We start from the raw sequence: 22,691 nt of genomic DNA on the forward strand, positions 1-22,691 counted from the left end.
GCGGTGAACCTCGAGACGGCGTTCCGCAGCCAGGCCGAGGCGTGCGCGCACCTCGGCTCGCCGATGTACGGCGTCCTGCTGACGCGGGTGGCCGACGCGCTGGCGGCCGGGGGCGATGCCGCCGAGCCGTTCGCCCGCGTGCTGGCCGGGCACGAGGACGACCCCGGTCCGTCGGCGCTCGCGCTGCGGTTCGCCGGCTCGGTGCACCGCCTCGTGCTCGAGCGCCGCGCCGGGGCGCTGGCGGCGTACTACCCCAGCGTGGGCGGCACCTTCGAGCCCGACGGCGCCTGGACGGCGCTGCGCGGGCTCGTCGAGGCCGAGCCGGACGCCGTCCGGGAGTGGCTCGACCGGCCGCCGCAGACCAACGAGGTCGGCCGCTCCGCGGCCCTCGTCGCCGGTCTGCTCGAGGTCACCCGGGCGACCGGGCTCCCGGTCCGGCTCGTCGAGATCGGCTCGTCGGGCGGGCTGAACCTGCTCGCCGACCGCTTCTGCTTCGTCGACGACCGCGGCCGGGCGCACGGCGACCCCGCCTCGCCGGTCCGGCTCGACGACGCGTGGGCCGGGCCGGGGCCGTGGCGCGCCGCCGACGTCCGTTGGCCGCACGTGGTCGAGCGCACCGGGTCCGACCTGATGCCGATCGACGTCGCGACGACGGCCGGCCGGCTGGCACTGACCGCCTACGTCTGGCCCGACATCGGCGCGCGGCACGAGCGTCTGCGTGGCGCGCTCCGGCTGGCGGCGCAGCACCCGGTCGAGGTCCGTCGCGCCGGAGCGCTCGAGACCGTCGAGCGGCTCGAGCTGGTCGAGGGCACGGTGACCGTGCTGTGGCACAGCGTCATGTGGCAGTACCTCGACCGCGCCGAGCAGGACGCCGTCCGCGACCGCCTCGAACGGCTCGGGGCGCAGGCCACGACGACCGCCGGGTTCGCCCACGTGGCCCTCGAGCCGGGCCGGCGGACGTCCGAGGAGGACCGCCGGTTCTGGCTCTCGGTGCGCCGCTGGCCCGACGGTGGCGACGAGCTCCACGTGGGCGCTGGGCCCCATGGGCCGCCGATCGTGTGGCTGACAGACTGAGGGCCGTGACGCAGACGGGTCGACGTGTGGTGCTGCACATCGGGGCTCCCAAGTCCGGGACCACCTACGTGCAGAGCCGCATGCAGCTCAACCACGAGCAGCTGCTCGCCCACGGGGTCCTGGTACCGCAGAACGTCGCGGAGGAGGGGCCCTCGACGCTGATGTTCCGCGCGGCGCTCGACCTCACGGGCATCCGGCTGTGGCGGGGCCGCAAGTACGCCGACGGCCGGTGGGACCGGCTCGTCGGGACGACGCGGCGCCACCACGGCCTGACCTGGATCAGCGACGAGGCGTTCGTGCGCGCCGACGACGCCGCCGCCGTCCGGGCCGTGCGCGAGCTCGGGGGCGACGGTGAGGTCGACGTCCACGTCGTCTACACCGCGCGCGACCTCGGTCGCGCGATCGTGTCGGCCTACCTGGAGAACCTCAAGCACGGCGGGCTCGAGCACTTCGCCACCTACCTCGACCGCGGTCGCGCCGACGAGCTCAAGGTGATGCGCGCCTTCGAGATCGACACGGTGCTCGGCCGCTGGCTCGCCGCGGTCGGCGACCCGGCGAAGGTCCACCTCGTCACGGTGCCGCCCGAGGGCGGCGACCGGTCGCAGCTGTGGACCCGCTTCCTCGACGTCGCCGGCGTCGACCCCGCCTGGGCCCCCGCCCCGGCCGCGAAGGTCAACGACGCCGTGGGCCTGCCCGAGGCCCAGTTCCTGCGCGCGCTCAACGAGAGCCTCGAGGGCGCCGCCCAGCGCGGTGGCCGCTACCACGCCCTGGTGCGCGACATCGTGGTCGGGCAGGGGCTGGCCCCACGCCCGCGCACGCGCGTCCGCCTCGACCCTCGCCACGAGGACTGGGTGCGCGCCCGCACCGAGGTCTGGCAGGCGTGGGTGCGCGGGAGCGGCATCGACGTCGTCGGCGACCTCGCCGACCTCGACGTCGTCGCCACCGACCCGGCCGAGTGGGTCGACCCCGACCGGCTCGTGCCCGGTGCCGTCGAGGCGGCCGACGCCGCGCTCGCGGCGGTGCGAGCCGAGATGAGGCGGCGGGACGCGAAGCCGTAGGCTCGCCGCCATGATCGTCGCAGCCGCCACGGTGAAGGACACCGCGGCCAACGTCGGGCGCTTCGTGTCGCGCAACCTCGCCAACGGCGTCGACCACCTGGTCGTCTTCACCGAGGACACCGGGGCCGAGGCCGAGGCCGTGCTCGACGAGCACCCCGCCGTCACCCACGTGCGCACCGGTGGCGACTGGTGGCCCGAGCGCCCCCACGACCTCAACGTGCGTCAGCGCCACAACGCCAACCTGGCCCGGCTCCTCCTCGCCCCCTTCGACTGGGCCGAGTGGCTGGTGCACATCGACGGCGACGAGGTCGCCCTGGTCGACCACGACGTGGTCGACGCGCTCCCGGCCGCGCGCGTGGCGTTCCGCATGGCGCCGCTCGAGGCCGTGTCGCGGTCGTCGTGGCCCACCGGCGAGCCCACCCACTTCAAGAAGCCGCTCGAGCGCCCCCAGCTCGTCCTCCTGCGCGCTCTCGGCCTGGTCGAGGAGCCGAACAACAAGTCGTACTTCCACGGCCACGTGCGCGGCAAGGTCGGCGTCCGGCTGCGCACCGACCACCGCATCGGGCTGCACTCGGTCAAGGACTCCACGGGCACGACGGTGAAGAACCTGCCGACGCCGGGCCTGGCGCTGCTGCACTACGACTCGGCCACGGCCGAGGAGTTCGTGCGCAAGTTCTCCACGCTCGCCAAGTCCCAGTCACGCGCGGTCTACCGCCATGGTCGGATCCCGGTCGTCAACGCCATCCGCGCGATCGTCGCGATGGACGTGCCCGACGACGTGCGCGAGCGCACGCTGCACCGCCTCTACGAGCTGACGACGGTCGAGGACTTCGACACGCTGAACGACCTCGGCCTCCTCGTCGAGGTGCACCCCGACCAGGGCACCCACGTGCCCGCGGTGGCGCCCGCCGACGACCTCGTCACGCTCGAGAAGATGCTCGACGCCGCCAAGACGCTGTCGCGCGAGAGCCTGCACATCGACGACCCGTCGGGCGGCCGCGACGTCCTGCGGGACGTGCTCGACCGCACCGGGGTGCCGGCCGGACCGGCGGCGGTGCTGCTGTCGTGACCCGCCCATGACCCGCCCCAAGGTGCTCCTGCACGTCGGCACGCCCAAGACCGGCACGTCGTCGGTGCAGGACGTCCTGTTCCGCAACCGCAGCGCGCTGCTCGCCGCCGGCATCCTCTACCCGGCCGAGCGGTTCGACGCCCACTTCCTGGCCGCGCTCGACCTGATGCGGCTGCCCTGGGGTGGGCTCGAGGTGCAGGCCATCGGCGCCTGGGACGACCTCGCCGAGCAGGTGCGGCGCCACCCCGGCACCTCCATCATCAGTCACGAGATCCTGGCGACCGCGTCCCGCTCGCAGGCGGCCCGGGCCCTCGCCTCGCTCGGTCACGGCAGCGGCGGGCCCGACGAGCCCGAGATCCACCTCGTGCTGTCGGTGCGCGACCTCGTGCGCCAGATCCCGGCCGAGTGGCAGGAGAACGTCAAGCACCGGCGCACCTTCAGCTACCGCCGCTTCCTGCGGCTGATCACCGAGCCCGAGCGCTCGAGCCGCATCGCGTCGTGGTTCTGGGGCGTGCAGGAGATCCCGGCGATCCTCGACCGCTGGGCGCGCGACCTGCCGCCCGAGCACGTGCACCTGGTCACGGTGCCGCCGTCCGGTGGACCGCCCGAGCTGCTGTGGCAGCGGTTCGTGGAGGTGTTCGGACTCGGCGGACTCGACCTCGACCTGCAGAACGACCGCTCCAACCCCTCGCTCGGCGTCCCCGAGACAGCGCTGGTGCGGCGCATCAACCGGCGCACCCACGGTCACCTGCCCTCGGCGCACTACCGACCGCTGGTGCGTGAGCTGCTCGCCCACCGCACCCTCTCGCAGCGCCGGGGCTCGCCGCGCCTGGGCCTGCCGCCCGACCTGCGCGAGTGGGTCGACGGCCTCGCCCAGAGCTGGGTCGCCGAGATCGAGGCCCGCGGCTACGACGTCGTCGGCGACGTCCACGACCTGGTGGGCAAGCCGCCGGGGGAGTGGTCCGACCCCGACCACCCGCGCGAGCGGGCAGTCGCCGGTGCCTCCGTCGACGCCATCGCCGCGCTCCTGCTCGACAACGCCCGCATGCGCGAGGAGGAGGAGCACCTGCGCGCCGAGCTGGCCGAGACCCGTGACCTGCTCGAGCGCGCCCACCTGCGCCCGTCGTACCAGGTGCGCGAGAAGGTGGTCGACCGGCTCGAGTCGGGCACCGCCGGGCGTCAGGTGCTCAAGGCCTACCGCACCGTGCGCCGCCGTCGCTGAGTCGCGGCGGGTCGGCCGTGCCCCCGCGGACATGGGTCGACGCCGCTTGCCGGGCCTGGGAGGGTGGGGGCATGAGCGACGACAACGAGGACCTGAAGGCCAAGATGCGCGAGGCGCTCGACCGCAAGAACGCCGGACGCCGGGGCGTGACGAAGGACGGCCCGCTGAAGGAGAAGGCGCACGGCTCCGAGGTCGTCGGCGCCGGCCCGCAGATGCACCGACGCAAGGCCGGCGGCGGCGGAGCCTGACGGCGCGGAGCGTCGTCCGGCTCCACCGTCGACGCCTTGATGGTGGTCGAGCGATCCGGCGGGTCGAGACCTGGCCGGCGGCGGCGGAGCCTGACGGCGCGGTGCCGAGCGAGTCGTGACGTCGGTCACGACCCGCGCCGAGCGCTGTGCGCCCTGCCAGACTGACCGTCGTCCGCCACCCGACGAGGTCAGGAGCCATGGTGCAGTTCGGTCGAAGCTATGAGGAGTTCGAGGTCGGTGCGACCTACAAGCACTGGCCCGGCAAGACGGTCACCGAGTCCGACGACCACCTGTTCTGCCTCCTCACGATGAACCACCACCCGCTGCACCTCGACGTCAACTACGCCGAGAAGACCACCCAGTTCGGCAAGAACGTCGTGGTCGGCAACTACGTCTACTCGATCCTGCTCGGCATGTCGGTGCCCGACATCTCCGGCAAGGCGATCGCCAACCTCGAGATCGAGTCGCTGCGCCACGTCGCGCCGACGTTCCACGGCGACACCCTCTACGGCGAGACCACCGTGCTCGACAAGTGGGAGTCGACGTCGAAGGACGACCGGGGCGTCGTCCACGTCGAGACCATCGGCTACAACCAGGACGGCAAGGTGGTGTGCATCTTCCGCCGCAAGGTGATGGTGCCCAAGGACAACTACCTCGAGGCGCGCGGCGGCGAGCAGCCCGGGCGCCCGGTGCCGCAGCCGGACAAGAACTGGGCCGGACCCGCCACCGACTGACCGCCCCCGCTCACCCGGCCCGGCGGGTCAGCGTCAGTCGCGACGGCGCGACGAGCCACCCGACGACGGCGCACAGCAGGGGGACGCCCAGCGCGAGCAGGCCGAGCGCCGTCCAGGGCACCGAGGTACCGGGCGTGCCGATCACCTGGACGACGGCCACCCCGCCCGCCGTGCCGACGAGGAGCCCGAGCCCGCCCCCGAGCCCGCCGACGAACAGCGCATGTCCGGCGCTCACGGTGCGGCGCAGCCATGGCGGCGCGCCGACGGCGGTGAGCGTGGCGACGTCGTCGCGGCTCTCGGACGCCGCCAGCGCGACGACGAGCCCGACGACGAGCGCCGTGATCCCGAGGGCCCCGAGCGCGCCGACGAGCACGGTGCGCCCGTTGACGTCGTCGACGGCGGAGTCGGAGTAGGCGTCGATGCCGTGGAGGCGGAGCCGGTCCTGGTCGGCGGTGGTCAGGCCGCCCGGGACGACGGCCCAGCCCGCGTAGCTCGGCTCGGGGACGACGCCGAGCGCGCGGGCGGTCGGTCCGGAGACCCAGACGGGCTCGTACCCGGCCCAGGACGACTCGACGGTGACGGCGTCGAGGGTGTGGCGCTCGCCCTTGCGGGGCCCGCCGACGCGCACGACGACCTCGTCGTCACGCGCCAGCCCGGGGGCCGCGACCACGGCGGCGCCGTCGGCGAAGCGGGCGCGGGCGGCGTCGTCGACCCCGGCGGCGCGCAGGTAGGCGTCGTCGACGATGCGGACGGACGTGCCGGTGCGGTCGACGAGGTAGGTCGGCCGGTAGGTGCGACCGCCGTCGAGCACGCCGTACCGCCAGGTCGCCAGGGACGTCGCGCCGACGACCGTCGACATCGTCTGCCGCATGTCGTCGAGGTCGCTGCCCGGGGTGACCACCACGTCGGCCACGTCGACGGGCGTCAGCGACCGGCTCTCGGCGACGGGCTGGTCGGCACGGGCCTCGAGCCCGAAGCCCACGAGCGCGGCGGTGGTGGTGGCGATCCCGACGGCGAGCACGGAGGCGACGGTGCGGCCGCGGTGCCGGGTGGCGTCGCGGGCCGCGAGACGCCATGGCAGCCATCCGCGGCCCGTGACCCGCCCGGCCACGGCGACCAACCACGGGGCCAGCAGGCCGGTGCCGATCACGAGCAGCGTCACGCCGAGGCCGGCCACGAGCACGGGGACCGGGGTCGGGTTCGAGGCCGTCCGGACGTCGAAGGCGGACGCCGTCCAGAGACCGCCCGCGGCGGTGAGAAGGGCGCCGAGGCCGACGATCCACAGGCCGGGCGTGCGCAGCCGGTGCCGGGCGGCCCGCGGGCCGGTCGCGACGTGGCCGCCGAGCGCCTGCGCCGCCGTCAGGCGCCCGACCCCCCAGGCCGGGATCGCGGCGGCGACGACGGCGCTGAGCACGCCGAGCAGGAGCGTCGTGACGACACCGAGGACCGAGACCGACCAGTCCGAGTACGTCGTCGACCGGAGCTCGCCGAGCGGACCGCGACCGCGGTCGAGCACGGCCCAGGCGCCGAGCCCGCCGAGCGCGGCGGCCGCCGTCCCGATGCAGACGCCCTGGGCGAGCAGCGTGCGCCGCAGGTCGGCGGCGGTGGCGCCGGCGGCCATCATCAGCCCCAGCACGCGGCCCTGGCGGCGCGCCCCGACGGCGAAGACGGCGCCGACGACGACCACGACCACGAGCAGCCCGAGGCCGACGACGAGGGCACCGACCGCGGCGGCCACGGGGTCGACCGCCTCGGGCAGGGCGCCGGGCGTGCCCCACGCTCCGGCGCGCTCGACGCTGTCGCGCATCCGCGCCCCGATCCCGGCGCGCGCCAGGTCCTGCTGCAGCGCCTGGCCCTCGGCGACGCTGAGGTCGGGCAGGTCGACGACGTAGGAGACCCAGTCGGGGCTCTCGGCCGGGCCGACCTCGCGCGGTCGCTCGACCAGGCGTGACGAGGGCGGCACGACCAGGAGGCTCTGGTCGTAGCGGCCGAACGAGGCGCGGGCGGTGGTGCCGACGATCGTGAGCGAGGTGCCGTCCTGCAGCTCGAGGGTGCCGTCGCGGCCGACCTCGTCACGCACCAGCTCGGTGACGGCGACCTCGTCGGGAGCGCGCGGCGCACGGCCCGACGTCAGGTCGTCGAACCGGCCCGCGAACAGCGGGTCGTCGATGGCGGCGACGACGGCCGTCATCGTGCCACCGGAGGCCAGCGGGACCGCCACCGTCCCGGAGCGCACGACCCGCGACCCCGGGGGCAGCAGGGGCAGCACGTCGACGTCGGCCGGATCGCGGGTCGGGCGGCCGTCGGTGCCGACCGGGTTGGGGTAGACGGCCCCGCCCGCGTCGACGACGTCGACCTGGGCCCTATCCCACGGCGTCACCTGCAGCTCGGCGTCGGCCGGGCCGTAGCGCTGGGCGAGGGAGTTCTCGGAGTACCAGTCGTCGGTCGCCACGACGGTCGAGACGACGAGTGCGACCAGCACCGGGATCGCGACGACGATCGTGGTGGCGAGCGTGCGCAGCGGATGGGCGCGCAGGTCGCGGCGGGCCATGCGCAACGCTGGACGCCAGCGGCGGAGGGCGTCCATGCTCACGCCCCGGCCAGGAGCGACTCGGGCTCGGCCGAGCGTCCGGTGTCGTCGACGACGGCGCCGTCGCGCAGGAACACGACCCGGTTGGCCCACGACGCATGGCCGGCGTCGTGGGTCACCATCAGCGCCGCGACGCCGAGCGCGCACCTCTCGCGCAGCAGCCGGAGCACCTGCTCGCCGGTCTCGGAGTCGAGCGCCCCCGTGGGCTCGTCGGCCAGGATCAGCGACCGCTCACCGACGACGGCGCGGGCGATCGCGACGCGCTGCTGCTGGCCTCCGGACATGTCCTGCGGCAGCCGGTCGGCGAGGTCGTCGAGACCGAGGTCGGCGAGCGCGGCGACCGCCTGGCGGCGCGCGACCCGGGCCTTGGCGCCGTCGAGCTCGAGGGGGAGGGCGACGTTCTCGGCGGCGGTGAGGCCGGGCACGAGGTTGAAGTCCTGGAAGACGTAGCCGACCTTGCGGCGGCGCAACCGGGCGAGGTCGCGGGGTGCGAGCTCGCCGAGCTCGACGCCGTCGACCAGCACCTGCCCGGCGGTGGCGGTGTCGAGACCGCCGGCGAGGTTGAGCAGTGTCGACTTGCCCGAGCCGCTGGGCCCCATGACGGCGACCAGCTCGCCCGGGCGGACCTCGATGCTGAGGCCGCGGACGGCGTGGACGGCGCTGTTGCCGCGGCCGTGGATGCGGTCGACGTCGATCACGGAGAGGGCGGCGTGCTGACTCATCGGACGATCTCCTCGGTCGGGGTGGTGTGCGGCACGGACGGGGAGGTGCTGCGCGCCCGGGCGCGGGCGAGCTGGCTCTCGCAGTGGTCGAGCCAGCGCAGCTCGGCCTCGGCCGTGAAGCGCAGGTTGTCGAGCACGAGCGACCAGGCGAGGTCCTCGGGCGGCGGCTCGGCCGGGGCCTCGCGCTTGAGCCGGGTGAGCTCCTGCAGCCGTCGCATCGTCGCGGTGCGCTGCGACTGCACGATGCCGCGTGCGTCGACGCCGGGCGTGGTGGCCGCGAGCGCGAGCTTGATCGCCAGCTCGTCGCGGGGGCGGTCGCCGAGCTCGACGGGCCGGGCGAACCAGGTGCGGACGGCATCGTCGCCGTCGGCGGTGATCTCGTAGCGCTGGCGGCCCTCGCCGTCGGGCTCGTGGCCGACGACGAGGCCGTCGCGCTCGAGGCGGGTGAGGGTCGAGTAGACCTGCCCGATGTTGAGCGGCCAGGTGGCGCCGGTCGCCCGCTCGAACTCCGAGCGGAGCTGGTAGCCGTACATCGGGCCCGAGCGCAGGAGGGTCAGGAGGCCGTGCGGGATGCTCATGGATACGGAGTATGCATACCCGGTATCCATCGGGCAAGTACGACACACTGTCGGCGTGACCGAAGACCTCTGGATCGTGCGCCACGGTCCGACCGAGTGGAGCCGCGACGGCCGCCACACCTCCACCACCGACCTGCCCCTGCTCGTCGACGGCGAGGACGACGCCCGGGCCCTCGCGCCGCGGCTCGCCGACCTCCGCCCGGCCCTGGTCCTGACCAGCCCGCGCCTGCGCGCCCGCCGTACCGCCGAGCTGGCCGGCTTCCCCGATGCCGTCGTCGACGACGACCTCGCCGAGTGGGCCTACGGCGACTACGAGGGCGTCACGACCGCCGAGATCCGCGAGACCGACCCCGACTGGACCATCTGGGACGGCGTGACGCCCGGCGGCGAGACGGCCGACGAGGTCGGTGCCCGTCTCGACCGGGTCGTCGAGCGGGCCCGCGCCGTCGACGGGCCGGTGCTCGCGTTCGCGCACGGCCACTCCCTGCGGGTCCTCGCCGTCCGCTGGCTCGGCTTGCCCGTGGCCGAGGGGCGCCGGTTCCACCTCGACACCGCCACCGTCTCCGTGCTGGGCGTCGAGCGCGACGGCCCCGTCGTGCGCCGCTGGAACTCCTAGCCGCCGCGGCTCCGGCGCGACGGCGGTGGAGCGATCCGCAGGTCCGCTCGCAGCCCGGGCGCGCGAGGCGTCGAGGGCGGTAGCCTCTGGTCATGGGACTCTCGGCGGGGTGCCCGCGGTGCGCAGCCCCGGTGTCGCAGACCGACGCCGGGTGGGTGTGCGTCGAGCACGCCGAGATCCATCCGCTGTGGCGGCCCGACCAGGCGTCCTACGACGCCTTCGCCGAGCACCTCGGCCGGGCCGGCCTGGTGCCGACCCTGCTGCCGTGGCCGCTCAGCCCGGGCTGGGTGGTCAGCGACTTCGCCGCCGTGGGCGCCGAGCCCGAGCGGGCGCGCGCGACGATGACCTGCACGACCGGCACGAGCGCGCTCGACGGACCGGTCGACGTGATCGTCGTGGCCGAGGAGCCCGGCACCGGCCTGGGCGCGCGCATCGCGGGCACGCCGCACGACGACCCTGCGGTGGCCGGCAGCGAGCCGCCGAGCGTCAAGGTCCGCATCGGCAGCCAGGTGGTGCCGCTGTGGCCCGTCTCGACGAGCGCCTCCGACGGCGAGTGGGACCGCTCCGTCGTCGCCGGTGAGGCCCACGGGCGGTGGCTGTGGATCGTGCTGCGGCCGGCGTCGGCGATGCTGCTGCTGCGCGACGACTGGATCCTGCGCGACGCCTCGCAGTCCGGTCCGCACCTGGTCGAGCTGCCCTTCGGAGGCCCTGCGCCGTCCTGGTGACCGGATCGGCTGACAGACTCGACGGCGTGCGCATCGACCTCCACACCCACTCGGCGGTCAGCGACGGCACCCAGACGCCCACCGAGCTCGTGCGGGCCGCGAAGGCCGCCGGCCTCGACGTCCTCGCGCTCACCGACCACGACACCGCCGCCGGCTGGGCCGAGGCCGAGGCGGCGGCGTCCGAGGTCGGTCTCACGCTGGTGCGCGGCATGGAGATCAGCACCGGCCACCGGCACCGCAGCGTGCACCTGCTCGCCTACCTGCCCGATCCGACCCACCCGGGGCTGGCGGCCGAGCTGGCGCGCATCGTCGACGGTCGCGGCTCGCGCGCGCCGGCGATGATCGCCGCCCTGGCCCGCCTCGGCATCGAGCTCTCGCTCGACGACGTCGTGGCCGAGGTGCCCGGTCGGCCGCACGTCGCCGACGCCCTCGTGCGCAAGGGCTACGTCGCCGACCGCGACGAGGCGTTCGCCCGCTACCTCGACGAGGGCGGTCCGGCCTACGTCGACCGCTACGCGTGCCCGCTCGACACGGCCGTCCGGCTCGTCGGCGAGGCCGGGGGAGTCGCCGTCGTCGCGCACCCGTGGGGGCGCGGACGACGCGACCTGTTGCCGGCGTCGGAGCTGGAGCGTCTGGCGCGTCTCGGCCTCGCCGGCATCGAGGTCGACCACCAGGACCACGCGCCGTCCGAGCGCGAGGAGCTGCGCGCACTCGCCCGCGACCTCGACCTGGTCGCCACCGGGTCGAGCGACCACCACGGGCTCGGCAAGGTCGACCACGACCTCGGCGTGCACACCACCGCCGTCGAGCAGTACGAGCGGCTGATCGACCGCGCCGCCGCGGCGGCGCGGGCGTCGGGCCGCCGCACGCCGGCCGTCGTCGGGCCGTCCTAGCGACGCCCGATGCTCTGGTAGGTCTGGAGTGCCCTCGACGGCACCAGCCTGGTCAGGGCCGCGACGGCCTTGTACTGCAGGCCGGGGATCGAGTAGACGCGGCGCTTGTCGTAGTCCTTGAGGGCCTGGGCGACGAGGAAGTCGACGTCGAGCCACATCAGGCCGTCGCCGCGCTTGACCGACATCCGCTCGTGGAACTCGGTCTTGGTGAAGCCCGGGCACAGGGCCATCACGGTGACGCCCCGGCCGCGGTACTCGTGGTGGGCCCACTCGCTGAAGCTGTTGACCCACGCCTTGGCCGCCGCGTAGGTGCCACGGGGCAGGAACGCCGCAACGCTCGAGACGTTGATGACGCCGCCGCGCCCGCGCTCGACCATGCCCTCGAGGGCGGCGTGGCTCAGCCGCAGCACGGCCGTGACCAGCACCTCGAGCATCGCGACCTCGTCGTCGACGGGGTTGTCGAGGAAGCGCTTCTTCAACCCGAACCCGGCGTTGTTGACTAGCAGCTCGACCGGCCGGTCGGCGTCGCGCAGCCGCGCCTCGACGAGGGCGAGCTGATCCGGCACGACGAGGTCGGCGGTGAGGGTCTCGACGTCCACGCCGTGCTCGGCGCGCAGCGTCGCGGCGACGTCGTCGAGACGCGCGGTGTCGCGCGCCACGACCACGAGGTCGAAGCCGCGGCGGGCGAGGTGGACGGCGAACGCGTGGCCGATGCCGGCGGTCGCGCCGGTGACGAGTGCGGTCCGGGTCACGGGAGGCATGCCCCGATCCAAGCACGGCGCGGCGCACCTCGGTTGCGGCCCTGGCCCGGTCGGGTCGGGCACAATGGCGGGCAATGAGCCAGGAGAGCCGGGGGAGCACCACGCTCGCGATCGCCAACCAGAAGGGTGGCGTCGCCAAGACGACGACCGTCGCCTCGATCGGCGCCGCTTTGGCCGAGCTCGGCCACTCGGTGCTCCTCGTCGACCTCGACCCCCAGGCCTGCCTGACGTTCTCGCTCGGCATCGACCCGGAAGACCTCGAGCTCTCGATCCACCACGTGCTCACCAAGGGCCTCGACCCGGCCGAGGTGATCGTCGAGACCGACGACGGCGTCTCGCTGCTCCCGGCCACGATCGAGCTCGCCCGCGCCGAGGCCGACCTGCTCACCCGCACCGGCCGCGAGCACGCGTTGCGCGCCGTGCTCGACGACCTCCGCGCCCAGGACCGGCACTTCGACTGGATCCTGCTCGACTGTCCGCCGTCGCTGGGCGTGCTGACCGTCGCCGCGCTCACCGCGGCCGACGGCGTCCTCATCCCGCTGCAGTGCGAGACCCTGTCCCACCGCGGCGTCGGGCAGCTGCTCGACACCGTGCACGACGTGCGGCGCTTCACCAACCGCGACCTCGCCGTGTGGGGCGTGCTGCCCACGCTCTACGACGGGCGCACCACCCACGCTCGCACCGTGCTCGAGACGATCTCCGCGACCTACGACCTCGACGTCGTCGAGCCGCCGATCCCCAAGACGATCAAGTTCGCCGAGGCCCCGGCCGCCGGACGCTCGATCCTGGCCACGAGCCGCAGCAGCAAGGGTGCCGCGGCCTACCGCGAGGTGGCCGTCGCCCTGACGCGCAAGGCCGCCGGGGCGACGTCGTGACCACCCGTCAGCACCGCGCCGAGGTCGCGCACCGGCTCCAGCCGCGCTGGGGCCGCTTCGCCGTGCTCGGCGCCTCGCTCGCCACCACGGCCATCGCGCTGCTCGGCGGCATCGGCGTCCTGCCCTCGGCCGCCGACCACGAGCGCTCGCGCGACGCCGACCTGTCCGCGGCCCCGGTGGCGCCGTCCGGGACGACCGAGACGACCGAGCAGCCGCAAGCCGACGAGCTGCCGCAGGGTGAGGGCAGCCCCGACCTCGAACCGCCGGCTACGGAGGCCGAGGTGGACGTCGACGCGGACGCCGCCGACGCCGTGCCCGTGGTGCCCGCCGACAGCGGCGAGGGCCGCCGGGTCGTGTTCAGCGAGAGCGAGCAGCGGGTCTGGCTCGTCGGCTCGGCCGGCAAGGTCAAGCGCACCTACCTGGTCTCGGGCAGCCTCACCGACAACCTCGACCCCGGCACCTACCAGGTCTACTCCCGCTCCGAGAACGCCATCGGCATCGACGACTCCGGCACCATGAAGTGGTTCGTCCGGTTCACCCAGGGCCCGAGCGGCGCCGCGATCGGCTTCCACACGATCCCGGTCGACGACGGCGAGCGCGTGCAGACCAACGCCGACCTCGGCACCCCGCAGTCGCACGGTTGCATCCGCCAGAAGACCACCGACGCCAAGGCGCTGTGGGCGTTCGCACCGCTCGGCAGCACCGTCGTCGTCGTCTGACGGCGCGCGATGTCACTGACCGTTGAGACCACTGGCCTGCGCTTGGAGGCGCAGGCCAGAAGGTCCGACGGTCAGTGACGTCCCCGGGCCGCCGTCGCCCGGGGGCGGTCGATCAGGAGTCGGACGGCTCCGGCGCGCTCGTCTCGGCGGCCGCGGCGCCGCCCGAGCCCGACCCGCCGCGACGGCGACGACGCCGGTTGCGGTTGCCGGACGACGTGCGCGGCTGGGCCTCGCCGTCGCCGGTGGGTGCGGGGGACGCGCCGTCGGTCTGCACCGGCGCCTCGGTGGTCTCGGTGACGACGGTCGCTCCACTGCGCGTGCGGGTGCGGTTGCGCTCACGCGGCTTGCGCTCGCGCGGCTGACGCTCACGGGACGCGCCGTCGCGGTCGTCGCGCGGCTTGCGCTCGGCCGGCTTCTCGGCGACGATCCGGCCCTTCGTGCCCGGCGGGATCCCCTGGTCGTGGAAGAGGTGCTCGGAGCTCGAGTAGGTCTCGAGCGGCTCGTCGAACGGCAGGTCGAGGGTCTTGTTGATCATCTTCCAGCGGTGCAGGTCGGCCCAGTCGACGAAGGTGATCGCGGTGCCGGTGGCGCCGGCGCGGCCGGTACGGCCGATGCGGTGCACGTAGGTCTTGTCGTCCTCCGGGCACGTGTAGTTGATGACGTGCGAGACGCCGCGGACGTCGATGCCGCGGGCGGCGACGTCGGTGGCGACCAGCACCCGGATCTTGTCCTCGCGGAACTTGGCGAGGGCCTTCTCGCGCGCGACCTGCGCCATGTCTCCGTGGAGGGGCGAGGCGAGGAAGCCGCGCTCGGCGAGGTCGTCGGCGACCCGCTGCGACTGGCGCTTGGTGCGGGTGAAGACGATGAACTTGTCGGCGTCCTCGGCCTGCAGCAGGCGCCCGATGATTTCGGGCTTGTCGAGGTCGTGGCACTGGTAGATGAACTGCGCGGTGGCCGGGACCATCGTGGTGTCGTAGGACGACTCGGCGCGGATGTTCATCGGGTGGCGCATGTGGGTGCGCGCGAGCGCGACGATGGCCGAGGGCATCGTGGCCGAGAACAGCATCGTCTGACGCGTCTCGGGAGTCAGGCTCAGCAGCCGCTGGACGTCGGGCAGGAACCCGAGGTCGAGCATCTCGTCGGCCTCGTCGAGCACGACGGCGTGCACGTGCGACAGGTCGAGCACCCGGCGGTTGGCGAGGTCGATGAGCCGGCCCGGCGTGCCGACGACGATGTCGACGCCGGCCTCAAGTGTCTCGAGCTGCGGCTCGTAGCCCACGCCGCCGTAGACGGTGAGCACCCGCAGGCCGAGGTCCTTGCTGGCCAGGTGGAGGTCGTTGGAGACCTGGAGCGCGAGCTCGCGGGTCGGGGCGACGATGAGCGCCTGGGGCTTGCCTTGGGGCAGGTCGGCGTAGGCCGGGTCGGTCGACACGACGCTGCGCTGCAGCACGGGGACGCCGAACGCGAGGGTCTTGCCGGTGCCGGTGCGGGCCTGACCGATCAGGTCGGTGCCCATGAGGGCGACCGAGAGGGTCATCTCCTGGATGGCGAACGGGGTGGTGATGCCGGCGCGCTCGAGGGCGTCGCAGATCTCGGGGAGGACCCCGAGCTCACGGAAGGTGGTCAATGTTCTGCTTTCGGGTCGGTCGTGGCTGTGCGGCCGACCGCGCAGAACTGGCCAGAACGAGGCCGTGGAGGCGGGTCAACCGCGCACATGCAGTGGAGCGGCGGGATGGGCCGGGACGTCCGGCGGGCCACTCTCGAGGTGCAGTCTATCGATAGGGTGCGCGCATGGCTGAATCTCCCGCGATCGACCCCTCCCTCGATGACGGGCTCGCGGGGGACGACCCGGGCTACCGGGCCGCCGTGATCGACCTGCTGGGCGTGATCTCCTACGGCGAGATCTCCGCCTTCGAGCGACTCGCGGAGGACGCGAAGCTCGCCCCGACCATGCAGGACAAGGTCGCGCTCGCCACGATGGCCGCCCACGAGCTCGGCAAGGTCGCCGCGCTGCACCAGCGGGTCAGCGACCTCGGCGGCGACCCGTTCGAGGCGATGGCGCCGTTCAACAAGGCGATCGACGAGTTCCACCGCCACACCGCCCCGGCCGACTGGCTCGAGGGCCTGGTCAAGGCCTTCGTCGGCGACGGGCTGGCCAACGACTTCTACCGCGAGATCGCCGCGTTCCTCGACCCCACCACGCGCGACCTCGTCGTCTCCTCGCTCGAGGCCGACGGCGGCCATGCCGCGTTCGTCGTCGACCGCGTGCGCGCCGTCATCGCCGACGACCCCACGGTCGGCGGCCGGCTGGCGCTGTGGGGACGCCGCCTCATGGGCGAGGCACTCACCCAGGCCCAGCGCGTCGCGGCCGACCGCGACTCGCTCACCGCACTGCTCACGGGCGGCGTCGACCGCCCGGGCCTCGACCTCGCGGCCCTCGGCCGGATGTTCACCCGGCTCACCGAGCGGCACGCCGCACGGATGAGCGAGCTCGGCCTCGACGCCTGAGCGCCGACGTCGTCGGGCTAGCTGCGGAAGCCCACCGCGCCGGCGACGCCGCCGCCGATCTCGACGTAGGCGATCTTGGCCGACGGCACGATGACCTTGCGGCCCTTGGTGTCGGTGAGCGTGAGCACGCCCTCGCCCGCGACGGCCTCGGCGACGAGCCTCTCGACGGCCTCGGAGGTCTCGTCGGTGTCGACGAGGAGCTCGCGGGGGGACTGCTGGACACCGATCTTGACCTCCACGGAGGCCTCCTTCTGCTGGTTCGTGGGTGTGGTTCGAGGGTGTGGTTCGGGTGGTGCGGGACGGTCAGTCGGTCTTGGGGTAGCCGCGGATGCCGCGCCAGGCCAGGCCGGAGACCAGCGCGACGGCCTCGTCGCGACCCAGCCCGCCGGCGTCGGCGAGCCAGTAGCGAGCGCTGACCTGCGACATGCCTACCAGGGACACCGCGAGCAGCCGCGAGGCGGCGTCGGGCAGGCCGGTGTCGTCGTGGATGACGTCGGCGATCAGCGCCGCGCACTCGGTGGTCACGCGCTCGACGTGGGTGCGCACGGCGGGCTCGTTGGTCAGGTCGGACTCGAAGACGAGGCGGAACGCGCCGGTGTCGCCGGCGACGTAGTCGTAGAACGCCTCCATCGCCGCGGCGACGCGCTGCTTGTTGTCGGCCGTGGAGTCGAGCGCGGCGCGGCAGTTGTCGATGACGGCGTCGCAGGAGGAGTCGAGCAGCGCGAGGTAGAGCTCGAGCTTGCCGGGGAAGTGCTGGTAGAGCACGGGCTTGGAGACGCCGGCCTTCTCGGCGATGTCGTCCATGGCGGCCGCGTGGTAGCCGTTGGCGACGAACACCTCGAGGGCGGACTCGAGCAGCTGGGCCCGGCGCTCGCGCCGGGGGAGCCGTCCGCCGCGCGGTCGCGCGGAGTCGAGCTCGGGAGGGGTCGTGGCCACGGCGCCACATTACCCGCGGGTCGCGACGTGGCCGCGCACGCCGTCCCGGCTGGACGTCGCGGGCACCCGGGCGCGCCGGTGAGGAACAATGGAGCGTCCGTTGCGGTTCCCCGCACGACCCCATCACCGATCGAGGAGTAGTCCCCGTGAGCCTTCCCGCGCTGGTCGAGCCGGCCGACGAGCTGACCATCGACGAGGTGCGCCGCTACAGCCGCCACCTGATCATCCCCGACGTGGGCATGACCGGGCAGAAGCGGCTGAAGAACGCCAAGGTGCTCGTCATCGGCGCCGGCGGCCTCGGCAGCCCGGCGCTGCTCTACCTCGCCGCGGCCGGTGTCGGCACGCTCGGCATCGCCGAGTTCGACGAGGTCGACGAGTCCAACCTGCAGCGCCAGATCATCCACTCCCAGTCCGACATCGGGAAGTCGAAGGCGCTGTCGGCGAAGGAGTCGATCAACGAGGCCAACCCCTACGTCGAGGTCGTGCTCCACGAGGAGCGCCTCGACAACGACAACGTCATGCAGGTCTTCGAGGGCTACGACCTCATCGTCGACGGCACCGACAACTTCGCGACGCGCTACATGGTCAACGACGCCGCCTACTTCCTCGGCATCCCCTACGTGTGGGGCTCGATCTACCGCTTCGACGGCCAGGCCTCGGTGTTCGCGCCGAAGCAGGTCGAGGGTGCGCCCTGCTACCGCTGCCTCTACCCCGAGCCGCCGCCGCCGGGCATGGTGCCCAGCTGCGCCGAGGGCGGCGTGCTCGGCGTCCTGTGCGCCAGCATCGGCTCGATCCAGGTCAACGAGGCCATCAAGGTGCTCACCGGCATCGGCGACCCGGCGGTCGGCAAGCTGGTCATCTACGACGCCCTCGAGCTCGAGTGGCGCAAGCTCAAGGTCCGTAAGGACCCCAACTGCGCGCTGTGCGGCGACAACCCCACGGTCACCGGTCTCATCGACTACGACACCTTCTGCGGTGCGGTCTCGGAGGAGGCGGCCGACGCCGCCGCCGGCTCGACGATCTCCGTCGTCCAGCTCGAGCACATGCTCAAAGAGCGCGCGGAGGGCACCCGCGACTTCGTGCTGGTCGACGTCCGCGAGCCCAACGAGTACGAGATCAACCAGATCCCCGGCTCGGTGCTGATCCCCAAGGGCGACTTCCTCAACGGCTCCGCGCTCGAGCAGCTGCCGGGCGTCGACTCGGGCACGCAGGTCGTCATGCACTGCAAGTCGGGCGTGCGCTCGGCCGAGACGCTCGCGATCGTGAAGGGCGCCGGCTACGACGACGCCGTGCACGTCGGAGGCGGCGTCGTGGCCTGGGTCAACCAGATCGACCCGAGCCAGCCGTCGTACTGATCTGCTCGCTCCGCGGGCCGTGCCCGGCTGTCGTCGTCAGACGCCGGCGCGCGGCCCGCTCCGCTTCGCGGCGGACCCGTCATCTGATGGTCATTCGTGACTAGCCAGTAACCCGAACGGGCCATGGTCGTTGGAAGGGTCAACAGCCAACGCCCGGTACCGCCCAGCGAGGTGTGGCGCCGGCCTTTCGGGAGGACCCTCGTCCATGCGCCTGACCACCACGATTGCCGTCGCGACCGCGGCCACCGCCGTCGCCCTGACGACCACGCTCGTCGGCACCGCTCCGAGCAGCTCGGCCGCCGTCCGCCACACCACGTGGGCGCCGGCCGCCTCGGCCGCCATCACCCCGGGCGTGCAGATGTACACCGACGGCTCCCAGTGCACCGGCAACTTCGTGTTCACCGACGCAGACGGCGGCGTCTACGTGGGCTACGCCGCCCACTGCGCCGGTCAGGGCGAGGCCACCGACACCGACGGCTGCGGCCAGACCTCGGTGCCGACCGGCACCACGGTCAGCTTCCGCAAGGGCGGCTCGCTGCTCTCCGAGGGCACCCAGGTCGGCACCGGCACCCTGGCCTACACGTCGTGGACGACGATGAACGCGCGCGGCGAGTCCGACGCCAACACCTGCGCCTACAACGACTTCGCCCTGGTCAAGGTCAGCGTCGGCGACGTCGCCAAGGTCAACCCGAGCATCCCGACGTGGGGCGGTCCGGTCGGCATCAACACCACCGGCACGTCCGCCGGCGACCGCGTCTACTCCTACGGCAACTCCAGCCTGCGGGCCGGCATCACCCAGCTGTCGCCGAAGATCGGCATCAGCCTGGGCGACAACGCCGCCGACGGCGGCTGGAGCCACCCCCTCTACACCCTGACCCCGGGCGTGCCCGGCGACTCCGGCTCGGCCTTCGTCGACGGTCAGGGACGCGCGGTCGGCACCCTGTCGACCCTCGGCCTGCTGCCCCTGCCGCTGAGCAACAACATCGGCGACCTGTCCCGTGAGCTCGCCTACGCCCAGGCCCACTCCGGCATCCCGGGCCTGCAGCTGGCGAACGGCACCGAGCAGTTCCGCGGCGTCCTCTGACGCAGCACCGACCAGCCCCCGAGCAGTACCGGCCCCGCCTGGGCAGAAGGCGGGGCCGGTACTTTTCTCACGTGGTCACCGCCGACGAGGAGTTCGTGGAGCGGGTGCTCAGCCTCGTCGAGGCGGTCCCGCGCGGCCGGGTGACCACCTACGGCGCGATCGGTGACGCCGTCGGCAGCGGTCCGCGCCTCATCGGCAACGTGCTGGCCCGCCACGGTGCCGGGGTGCCGTGGTGGCGCGTCGTCCGCGCCGACGGCTCGCTGCCGCCCAACCATCTGGAGGAGGCCCGCCCGGCCTACCGCGAGGAGGGCACGCCGCTGAAGGCCTCGGGCACGGGCGTCGACATCGCCGTCGCCTTCTGGCAGCCGGAGGATCAGCGCAACCGACCGACGTAGTGCGCCGCGCGCCGCAGCTCGAGCACTCGGCGCTCCCAGGTGACGCCGACGACCACGAGCAGGGTGCCGGCGAGGCCGATCACGACCCACTGCGGCGTCTCGGTGGCGTACGGCGCGAGCTCGGCCAGGGTGAGCAGCGTGCCGACGGCGGCGCCGACGACCAGTGGCGCGCTCCAGCGCAGCTGGGCCCCGCCGATCGCGAGCACCAGGCACGCCACGCCGAGCAGCAGCGCCCGGAGGGTGGCCGGCTCGTCGGCGAGCACCCGCAGGAGCGAGGGCACCGTGGCGAGCGCGAGGCCCGGCGCGAGCGCCAGGGCGGTCGAGGCGGTCACGTCTCGGCGCAGGCGCACGAGGCCGACGACGACCAGCGCGACCGCGGTCGGCAGCGTGTAGGCCTCCGGGGCCTGGACGCCGAGGTCGAGCAGGCGCACCCAGGTCGCGGCGACGAGCAGCAACGACCCCGCCCAGGCGACCGGACGCCGCGCCGGGTGGAGCAGCGCGTGCGCCACGAGCAGCGCCCCGGCGAGGGTCAGGTGCAGCGCCAGGCTGAGCGGCACGTCGTCGGCCAGCGGCACCGCGGTGACCGCGGCCAGGACGCCGGCGACGACCGCCGGCACCTCGACCTCCTCCCGCGCCCGGCCCATGGCCATCGCGGCGACCACCACCAGCACCGGGACGGCGCGCCATGCGTCGAGGTCCGCGAGGTCGCCGAGCACCCAGGTGAGGCCGCCGAGGGACGGCGCCAGCACCAGCCCGCCCACGACGCCGGACGGCGTCGTCCGACCGACGAGCGCGAGCCCGAGGGCCGCGGCCGACAGCGCCGCGAGCGGCAGGAGCAGCACGGTCGAGCTCGGGGTCGCGACGGTGACGGCGGCGCCGAGCCCGGCGACGCCACCGAGCACCTGGCCCAGGGCGAGGCGGTCGTCGCGGCGGGCGCCGTCGGCGACGAGGGCGAGCGAGACGGCGGTGAGAGCGGCGACGACGGTCCACAGCGGCACGGGGTGCAGCGCGAGCGTCGCGGTGGCGGCGAGCAGCGTGGTCGCCACGAGCCCACGGACGACGAGCTTGCGACGCCGGAGGACCGGCGCCAGCACGAGGGCCAGCGCCACCACGGCCAGTGCCGTGGGCACCAGCAACGCGGGGGCGGCGACCGGGTCGCCCGGGTCGAGCCGCAGCGAGGTGGTCGGCGACAGGCTCGACGAGACGGCCTGTCCGCTCAACACGAGCCCGACGAACGACGCCGGCGCGAGCGACAGGGCCGCCGGCACGGCCGGCACGAAGAGGTCGGCGCGTCGCACCCACCCGGCCGCCGTCGTCCACCCGACACCGAGCGCCAGCGAGGCGAGGGCGATCTGGGTGGCACCGTTGTCGAGCACCGGCAGGGTGACGACGCAGGTGAGCATCGAGGCCGCGGCGCAGACGACGAGTCGCTGCACGTCGCGCTGGGAGGTCAGCACGACCGGCAGCAGCAGGAGGAGGGCGGCGGTGCCGAGGGCGATGCCCTCGCCCGAGGCCCACAGGTCGCCGACGGTCAGGTCGGCGGTCGGGCCGGCGAGGTCGCCGAGACCGCCGAGGGCGCTGAGGGTGAGGTCGGCCCAGGCGAGAAGACCGGCCAGGCCGGCCGCGGCTGCGCCGACGGAGGCCCCGGCGCTGCGCAGAGCCGCGGCCAGCCCGACGAACGCGGCGGTCGCCCCGGCGGCGACGACGAGGTCGTGACCGATCACCGACGGCAGCGCCGCCTGCGCGACGAACAGTCCGACGACGCCCGCCGCCTGCGGCACCGCCAGGCGGGCCGCGCCCGTCGCGAGCATCCCGCCGGCGGCCGCGAGCGCGAGCCCGACCACGATCGCCGTCGCCGCGGCCGAGGGGTCGCCGAGCCAGCCGGCGTGCTCGGCGCCGAGCACGTCGAGGACGACGAGCCCGAGGGACACGGTGGCGAGCGCCTCACCGGCCAGGCGGAGACCACGACCGGCGAGCACGAGAGCACCGGCTCCGGTCGCGACGGTCAGGCTGACGAGCACCGCCGTCCTGCCGCCGACGCCGAGCCAGTGCCACGCGACGGCGAGGAAGGTCACCGCCGCGACCAGCAGGCACAGGGCGCCGAGGCCGAGGAGGATCGCCGGCACCGACGACGTCCGGACGCCGGTGCGGGCGGGATCGGGCAGCGGCGGGACGACGGGGTAGGGGGCCGGCTGTTCGGGCACGGGGGTCGGCGCGGGGGCAGGCGCGGGGTCGAGGACCGCCAGCGCCCGCAGCCGGGCGGCGAGCAGGTCGGTGCGGCGCAGGGACTCGAAGATCTCGGTGGCCAGGACGTGCCCGAGCGGGACGGCGCAGGTCTCGCACCGACCGTCGGGGGCCACGGGCTGGCGGAGCGTCGTCCGGCACGAGGGGCACAGGCGCGGGTCGGCGTAGGTGAACGAGGCGGTCGGCATGCCCCCATCCCAGCCGCGCGGGCGGACGACGGGACCCGCGCGACCGCTCAACCCGCCTGAGTAGGACTACTCACGCACCACGGTTCGGAGGGGCAGG

Annotated in this window: 23 protein-coding genes; 15 read left to right on the top strand and 8 right to left on the bottom strand. The window is 74.1% G+C overall.

Going from position 1 to position 22,691, the window contains the following annotated elements:
• Positions 1–3 precede the first annotated feature (3 nt).
• The 6 genes from ABFT23_RS20995 (at position 4) to ABFT23_RS21020 (ending at position 5,405) form a co-directional block, all read left to right on the top strand.
• Entirely contained in the window at positions 4–1,074 is a 1,071-nt protein-coding gene (locus ABFT23_RS20995; RefSeq protein WP_347898778.1) for a DUF2332 domain-containing protein, read from the top strand.
• A gap of 5 nt (positions 1,075–1,079) precedes the next feature.
• Positions 1,080–2,132 (top strand): hypothetical protein, encoded by a 1,053-nt coding sequence (locus tag ABFT23_RS21000; protein ID WP_347898779.1) that lies wholly within the window; start codon positions 1,080–1,082, stop codon positions 2,130–2,132.
• A 10-nt stretch (positions 2,133–2,142) separates the two neighbouring features.
• Positions 2,143–3,201 carry a glycosyltransferase family 2 protein gene (locus tag ABFT23_RS21005; RefSeq protein WP_347898780.1) on the top strand — a complete coding sequence of 353 codons (1,059 nt, stop codon included), beginning with the start codon at positions 2,143–2,145 and terminating at the stop codon, positions 3,199–3,201.
• A 7-nt stretch (positions 3,202–3,208) separates the two neighbouring features.
• Complete coding sequence (locus tag ABFT23_RS21010) at positions 3,209–4,423, top strand: hypothetical protein (protein WP_347898781.1); 1,215 nt, start codon at positions 3,209–3,211, stop codon at positions 4,421–4,423.
• Between the two features lie 71 nt (positions 4,424–4,494).
• A complete protein-coding gene (locus ABFT23_RS21015) occupies positions 4,495–4,671 on the top strand; it encodes a DUF5302 domain-containing protein (RefSeq protein ID WP_347898782.1) in 177 nt (58 codons plus the stop codon).
• Between the two features lie 200 nt (positions 4,672–4,871).
• Positions 4,872–5,405: a MaoC family dehydratase gene (locus ABFT23_RS21020; RefSeq protein WP_347898783.1), complete on the top strand. Its 534-nt coding sequence runs from the start codon at positions 4,872–4,874 to the stop codon at positions 5,403–5,405.
• Positions 5,406–5,415: 10 nt separating this feature from the next.
• On the opposite strand, the gene ABFT23_RS21025 is transcribed toward ABFT23_RS21020, so the two are convergent.
• Genes ABFT23_RS21025 through ABFT23_RS21035 form a run of 3 tightly spaced genes read right to left on the bottom strand, consistent with a single transcriptional unit; the run spans position 5,416 to position 9,295 of the window.
• On the bottom strand, positions 5,416–7,956 hold the full coding sequence (locus tag ABFT23_RS21025) for an FtsX-like permease family protein (RefSeq protein ID WP_347898784.1): 2,541 nt from the start codon (positions 7,954–7,956) through the stop codon (positions 5,416–5,418).
• 38 nt (positions 7,957–7,994) lie between these two features.
• Complete coding sequence (locus tag ABFT23_RS21030) at positions 7,995–8,717, bottom strand: ABC transporter ATP-binding protein (RefSeq protein ID WP_347898785.1); 723 nt, start codon at positions 8,715–8,717, stop codon at positions 7,995–7,997.
• Positions 8,714–9,295, bottom strand: a complete 582-nt coding sequence (locus ABFT23_RS21035) for a PadR family transcriptional regulator (protein ID WP_347898787.1) — start codon at positions 9,293–9,295, stop codon at positions 8,714–8,716. Before ABFT23_RS21035 ends, ABFT23_RS21030 begins: the two co-directional genes overlap by 4 nt.
• 55 nt (positions 9,296–9,350) lie before the next feature.
• On the opposite strand from ABFT23_RS21035, the gene ABFT23_RS21040 reads away from it, so the two are divergent.
• The 3 genes from ABFT23_RS21040 (at position 9,351) to ABFT23_RS21050 (ending at position 11,529) form a co-directional block, all read left to right on the top strand.
• Entirely contained in the window at positions 9,351–9,911 is a 561-nt protein-coding gene (locus tag ABFT23_RS21040; RefSeq protein ID WP_347898789.1) for a histidine phosphatase family protein, read from the top strand.
• 92 nt (positions 9,912–10,003) lie between these two features.
• Positions 10,004–10,636 (top strand): DUF6758 family protein, encoded by a 633-nt coding sequence (locus tag ABFT23_RS21045; RefSeq protein WP_347898791.1) that lies wholly within the window; start codon positions 10,004–10,006, stop codon positions 10,634–10,636.
• Positions 10,637–10,662: 26 nt separating this feature from the next.
• Positions 10,663–11,529, top strand: coding sequence for a PHP domain-containing protein (locus tag ABFT23_RS21050; protein WP_347898793.1), 867 nt, complete (start codon positions 10,663–10,665; stop codon positions 11,527–11,529).
• Here the strand turns inward: ABFT23_RS21050 and ABFT23_RS21055 are convergent.
• Positions 11,526–12,290, bottom strand: coding sequence for an SDR family NAD(P)-dependent oxidoreductase (locus tag ABFT23_RS21055; protein ID WP_347898795.1), 765 nt, complete (start codon positions 12,288–12,290; stop codon positions 11,526–11,528). The genes ABFT23_RS21050 and ABFT23_RS21055 overlap by 4 nt on opposite strands.
• 74 nt (positions 12,291–12,364) lie before the next feature.
• Here ABFT23_RS21055 and ABFT23_RS21060 point away from each other — a divergent pair, with 74 nt between their 5' ends.
• Both ABFT23_RS21060 and ABFT23_RS21065 read left to right on the top strand, forming a co-directional pair.
• Positions 12,365–13,165 carry a ParA family protein gene (locus tag ABFT23_RS21060; RefSeq protein ID WP_347898798.1) on the top strand — a complete coding sequence of 267 codons (801 nt, stop codon included), beginning with the start codon at positions 12,365–12,367 and terminating at the stop codon, positions 13,163–13,165.
• Positions 13,162–13,884: a L,D-transpeptidase gene (locus ABFT23_RS21065; RefSeq protein ID WP_347898802.1), complete on the top strand. Its 723-nt coding sequence runs from the start codon at positions 13,162–13,164 to the stop codon at positions 13,882–13,884. Before ABFT23_RS21060 ends, ABFT23_RS21065 begins: the two co-directional genes overlap by 4 nt.
• A 112-nt stretch (positions 13,885–13,996) precedes the next feature.
• Here ABFT23_RS21065 and ABFT23_RS21070 read toward each other — a convergent pair whose 3' ends face one another.
• A complete protein-coding gene (locus ABFT23_RS21070) occupies positions 13,997–15,511 on the bottom strand; it encodes a DEAD/DEAH box helicase (RefSeq protein WP_347898804.1) in 1,515 nt (504 codons plus the stop codon).
• Positions 15,512–15,675: 164 nt separating this feature from the next.
• Here ABFT23_RS21070 and ABFT23_RS21075 point away from each other — a divergent pair, with 164 nt between their 5' ends.
• On the top strand, positions 15,676–16,392 hold the full coding sequence (locus ABFT23_RS21075) for a ferritin-like fold-containing protein (RefSeq protein WP_347898806.1): 717 nt from the start codon (positions 15,676–15,678) through the stop codon (positions 16,390–16,392).
• A gap of 17 nt (positions 16,393–16,409) precedes the next feature.
• On the opposite strand, the gene ABFT23_RS21080 is transcribed toward ABFT23_RS21075, so the two are convergent.
• Both ABFT23_RS21080 and ABFT23_RS21085 read right to left on the bottom strand, forming a co-directional pair.
• Positions 16,410–16,631, bottom strand: a complete 222-nt coding sequence (locus ABFT23_RS21080; protein WP_347898808.1) for a DUF3107 domain-containing protein — start codon at positions 16,629–16,631, stop codon at positions 16,410–16,412.
• Positions 16,632–16,695: 64 nt separating this feature from the next.
• Positions 16,696–17,328, bottom strand: coding sequence for a TetR/AcrR family transcriptional regulator (locus ABFT23_RS21085; protein WP_347898810.1), 633 nt, complete (start codon positions 17,326–17,328; stop codon positions 16,696–16,698).
• 146 nt (positions 17,329–17,474) lie between these two features.
• Here ABFT23_RS21085 and moeZ point away from each other — a divergent pair, with 146 nt between their 5' ends.
• From moeZ to ABFT23_RS21100, 3 genes are all read left to right on the top strand, one after another.
• Positions 17,475–18,683: an adenylyltransferase/sulfurtransferase MoeZ gene (gene moeZ / locus ABFT23_RS21090; RefSeq protein ID WP_347898812.1), complete on the top strand. Its 1,209-nt coding sequence runs from the start codon at positions 17,475–17,477 to the stop codon at positions 18,681–18,683.
• Positions 18,684–18,888: 205 nt separating this feature from the next.
• Complete coding sequence (locus tag ABFT23_RS21095) at positions 18,889–19,767, top strand: hypothetical protein (RefSeq protein WP_347898814.1); 879 nt, start codon at positions 18,889–18,891, stop codon at positions 19,765–19,767.
• A gap of 71 nt (positions 19,768–19,838) precedes the next feature.
• The gene (locus ABFT23_RS21100) at positions 19,839–20,162 is read left to right on the top strand and encodes an MGMT family protein (protein ID WP_347898816.1); all 324 of its coding nucleotides are present in this window, start codon (positions 19,839–19,841) and stop codon (positions 20,160–20,162) included.
• On the opposite strand, the gene ABFT23_RS21105 is transcribed toward ABFT23_RS21100, so the two are convergent.
• On the bottom strand, positions 20,141–22,594 hold the full coding sequence (locus tag ABFT23_RS21105) for an SCO7613 C-terminal domain-containing membrane protein (RefSeq protein WP_347898818.1): 2,454 nt from the start codon (positions 22,592–22,594) through the stop codon (positions 20,141–20,143). The two genes, ABFT23_RS21100 and ABFT23_RS21105, sit on opposite strands and share 22 nt — an antisense overlap.
• Positions 22,595–22,691: the final 97 nt, after the last annotated feature.

This window comes from Nocardioides secundeburneus (genome assembly GCF_039939255.1).
Lineage (GTDB): Bacteria > Actinomycetota > Actinomycetes > Propionibacteriales > Nocardioidaceae > Nocardioides.

Bases quoted from the DNA above. Each gene is read 5' to 3' on its own strand.
- ABFT23_RS21035 (WP_347898787.1), bottom strand. From the start codon at position 9,295: ATGAGCATCCCGCACGGCCTCCTGACCCTCCTGCGCTCGGGCCCGATG.
- ABFT23_RS21030 (WP_347898785.1), bottom strand. From the start codon at position 8,717: ATGAGTCAGCACGCCGCCCTCTCCGTGATCGACGTCGACCGCATCCAC.
- ABFT23_RS21045 (WP_347898791.1), top strand. From the start codon at position 10,004: ATGGGACTCTCGGCGGGGTGCCCGCGGTGCGCAGCCCCGGTGTCGCAG.
- ABFT23_RS21060 (WP_347898798.1), top strand. From the start codon at position 12,365: ATGAGCCAGGAGAGCCGGGGGAGCACCACGCTCGCGATCGCCAACCAG.
- ABFT23_RS21005 (WP_347898780.1), top strand. From the start codon at position 2,143: ATGATCGTCGCAGCCGCCACGGTGAAGGACACCGCGGCCAACGTCGGG.
- ABFT23_RS21095 (WP_347898814.1), top strand. From the start codon at position 18,889: ATGCGCCTGACCACCACGATTGCCGTCGCGACCGCGGCCACCGCCGTC.
- ABFT23_RS21025 (WP_347898784.1), bottom strand. From the start codon at position 7,956: ATGGCCCGCCGCGACCTGCGCGCCCATCCGCTGCGCACGCTCGCCACC.
- ABFT23_RS21105 (WP_347898818.1), bottom strand. From the start codon at position 22,594: ATGCCGACCGCCTCGTTCACCTACGCCGACCCGCGCCTGTGCCCCTCG.
- ABFT23_RS21075 (WP_347898806.1), top strand. From the start codon at position 15,676: ATGGCTGAATCTCCCGCGATCGACCCCTCCCTCGATGACGGGCTCGCG.
- ABFT23_RS21010 (WP_347898781.1), top strand. From the start codon at position 3,209: ATGACCCGCCCCAAGGTGCTCCTGCACGTCGGCACGCCCAAGACCGGC.
- ABFT23_RS21055 (WP_347898795.1), bottom strand. From the start codon at position 12,290: ATGCCTCCCGTGACCCGGACCGCACTCGTCACCGGCGCGACCGCCGGC.
- ABFT23_RS21015 (WP_347898782.1), top strand. From the start codon at position 4,495: ATGAGCGACGACAACGAGGACCTGAAGGCCAAGATGCGCGAGGCGCTC.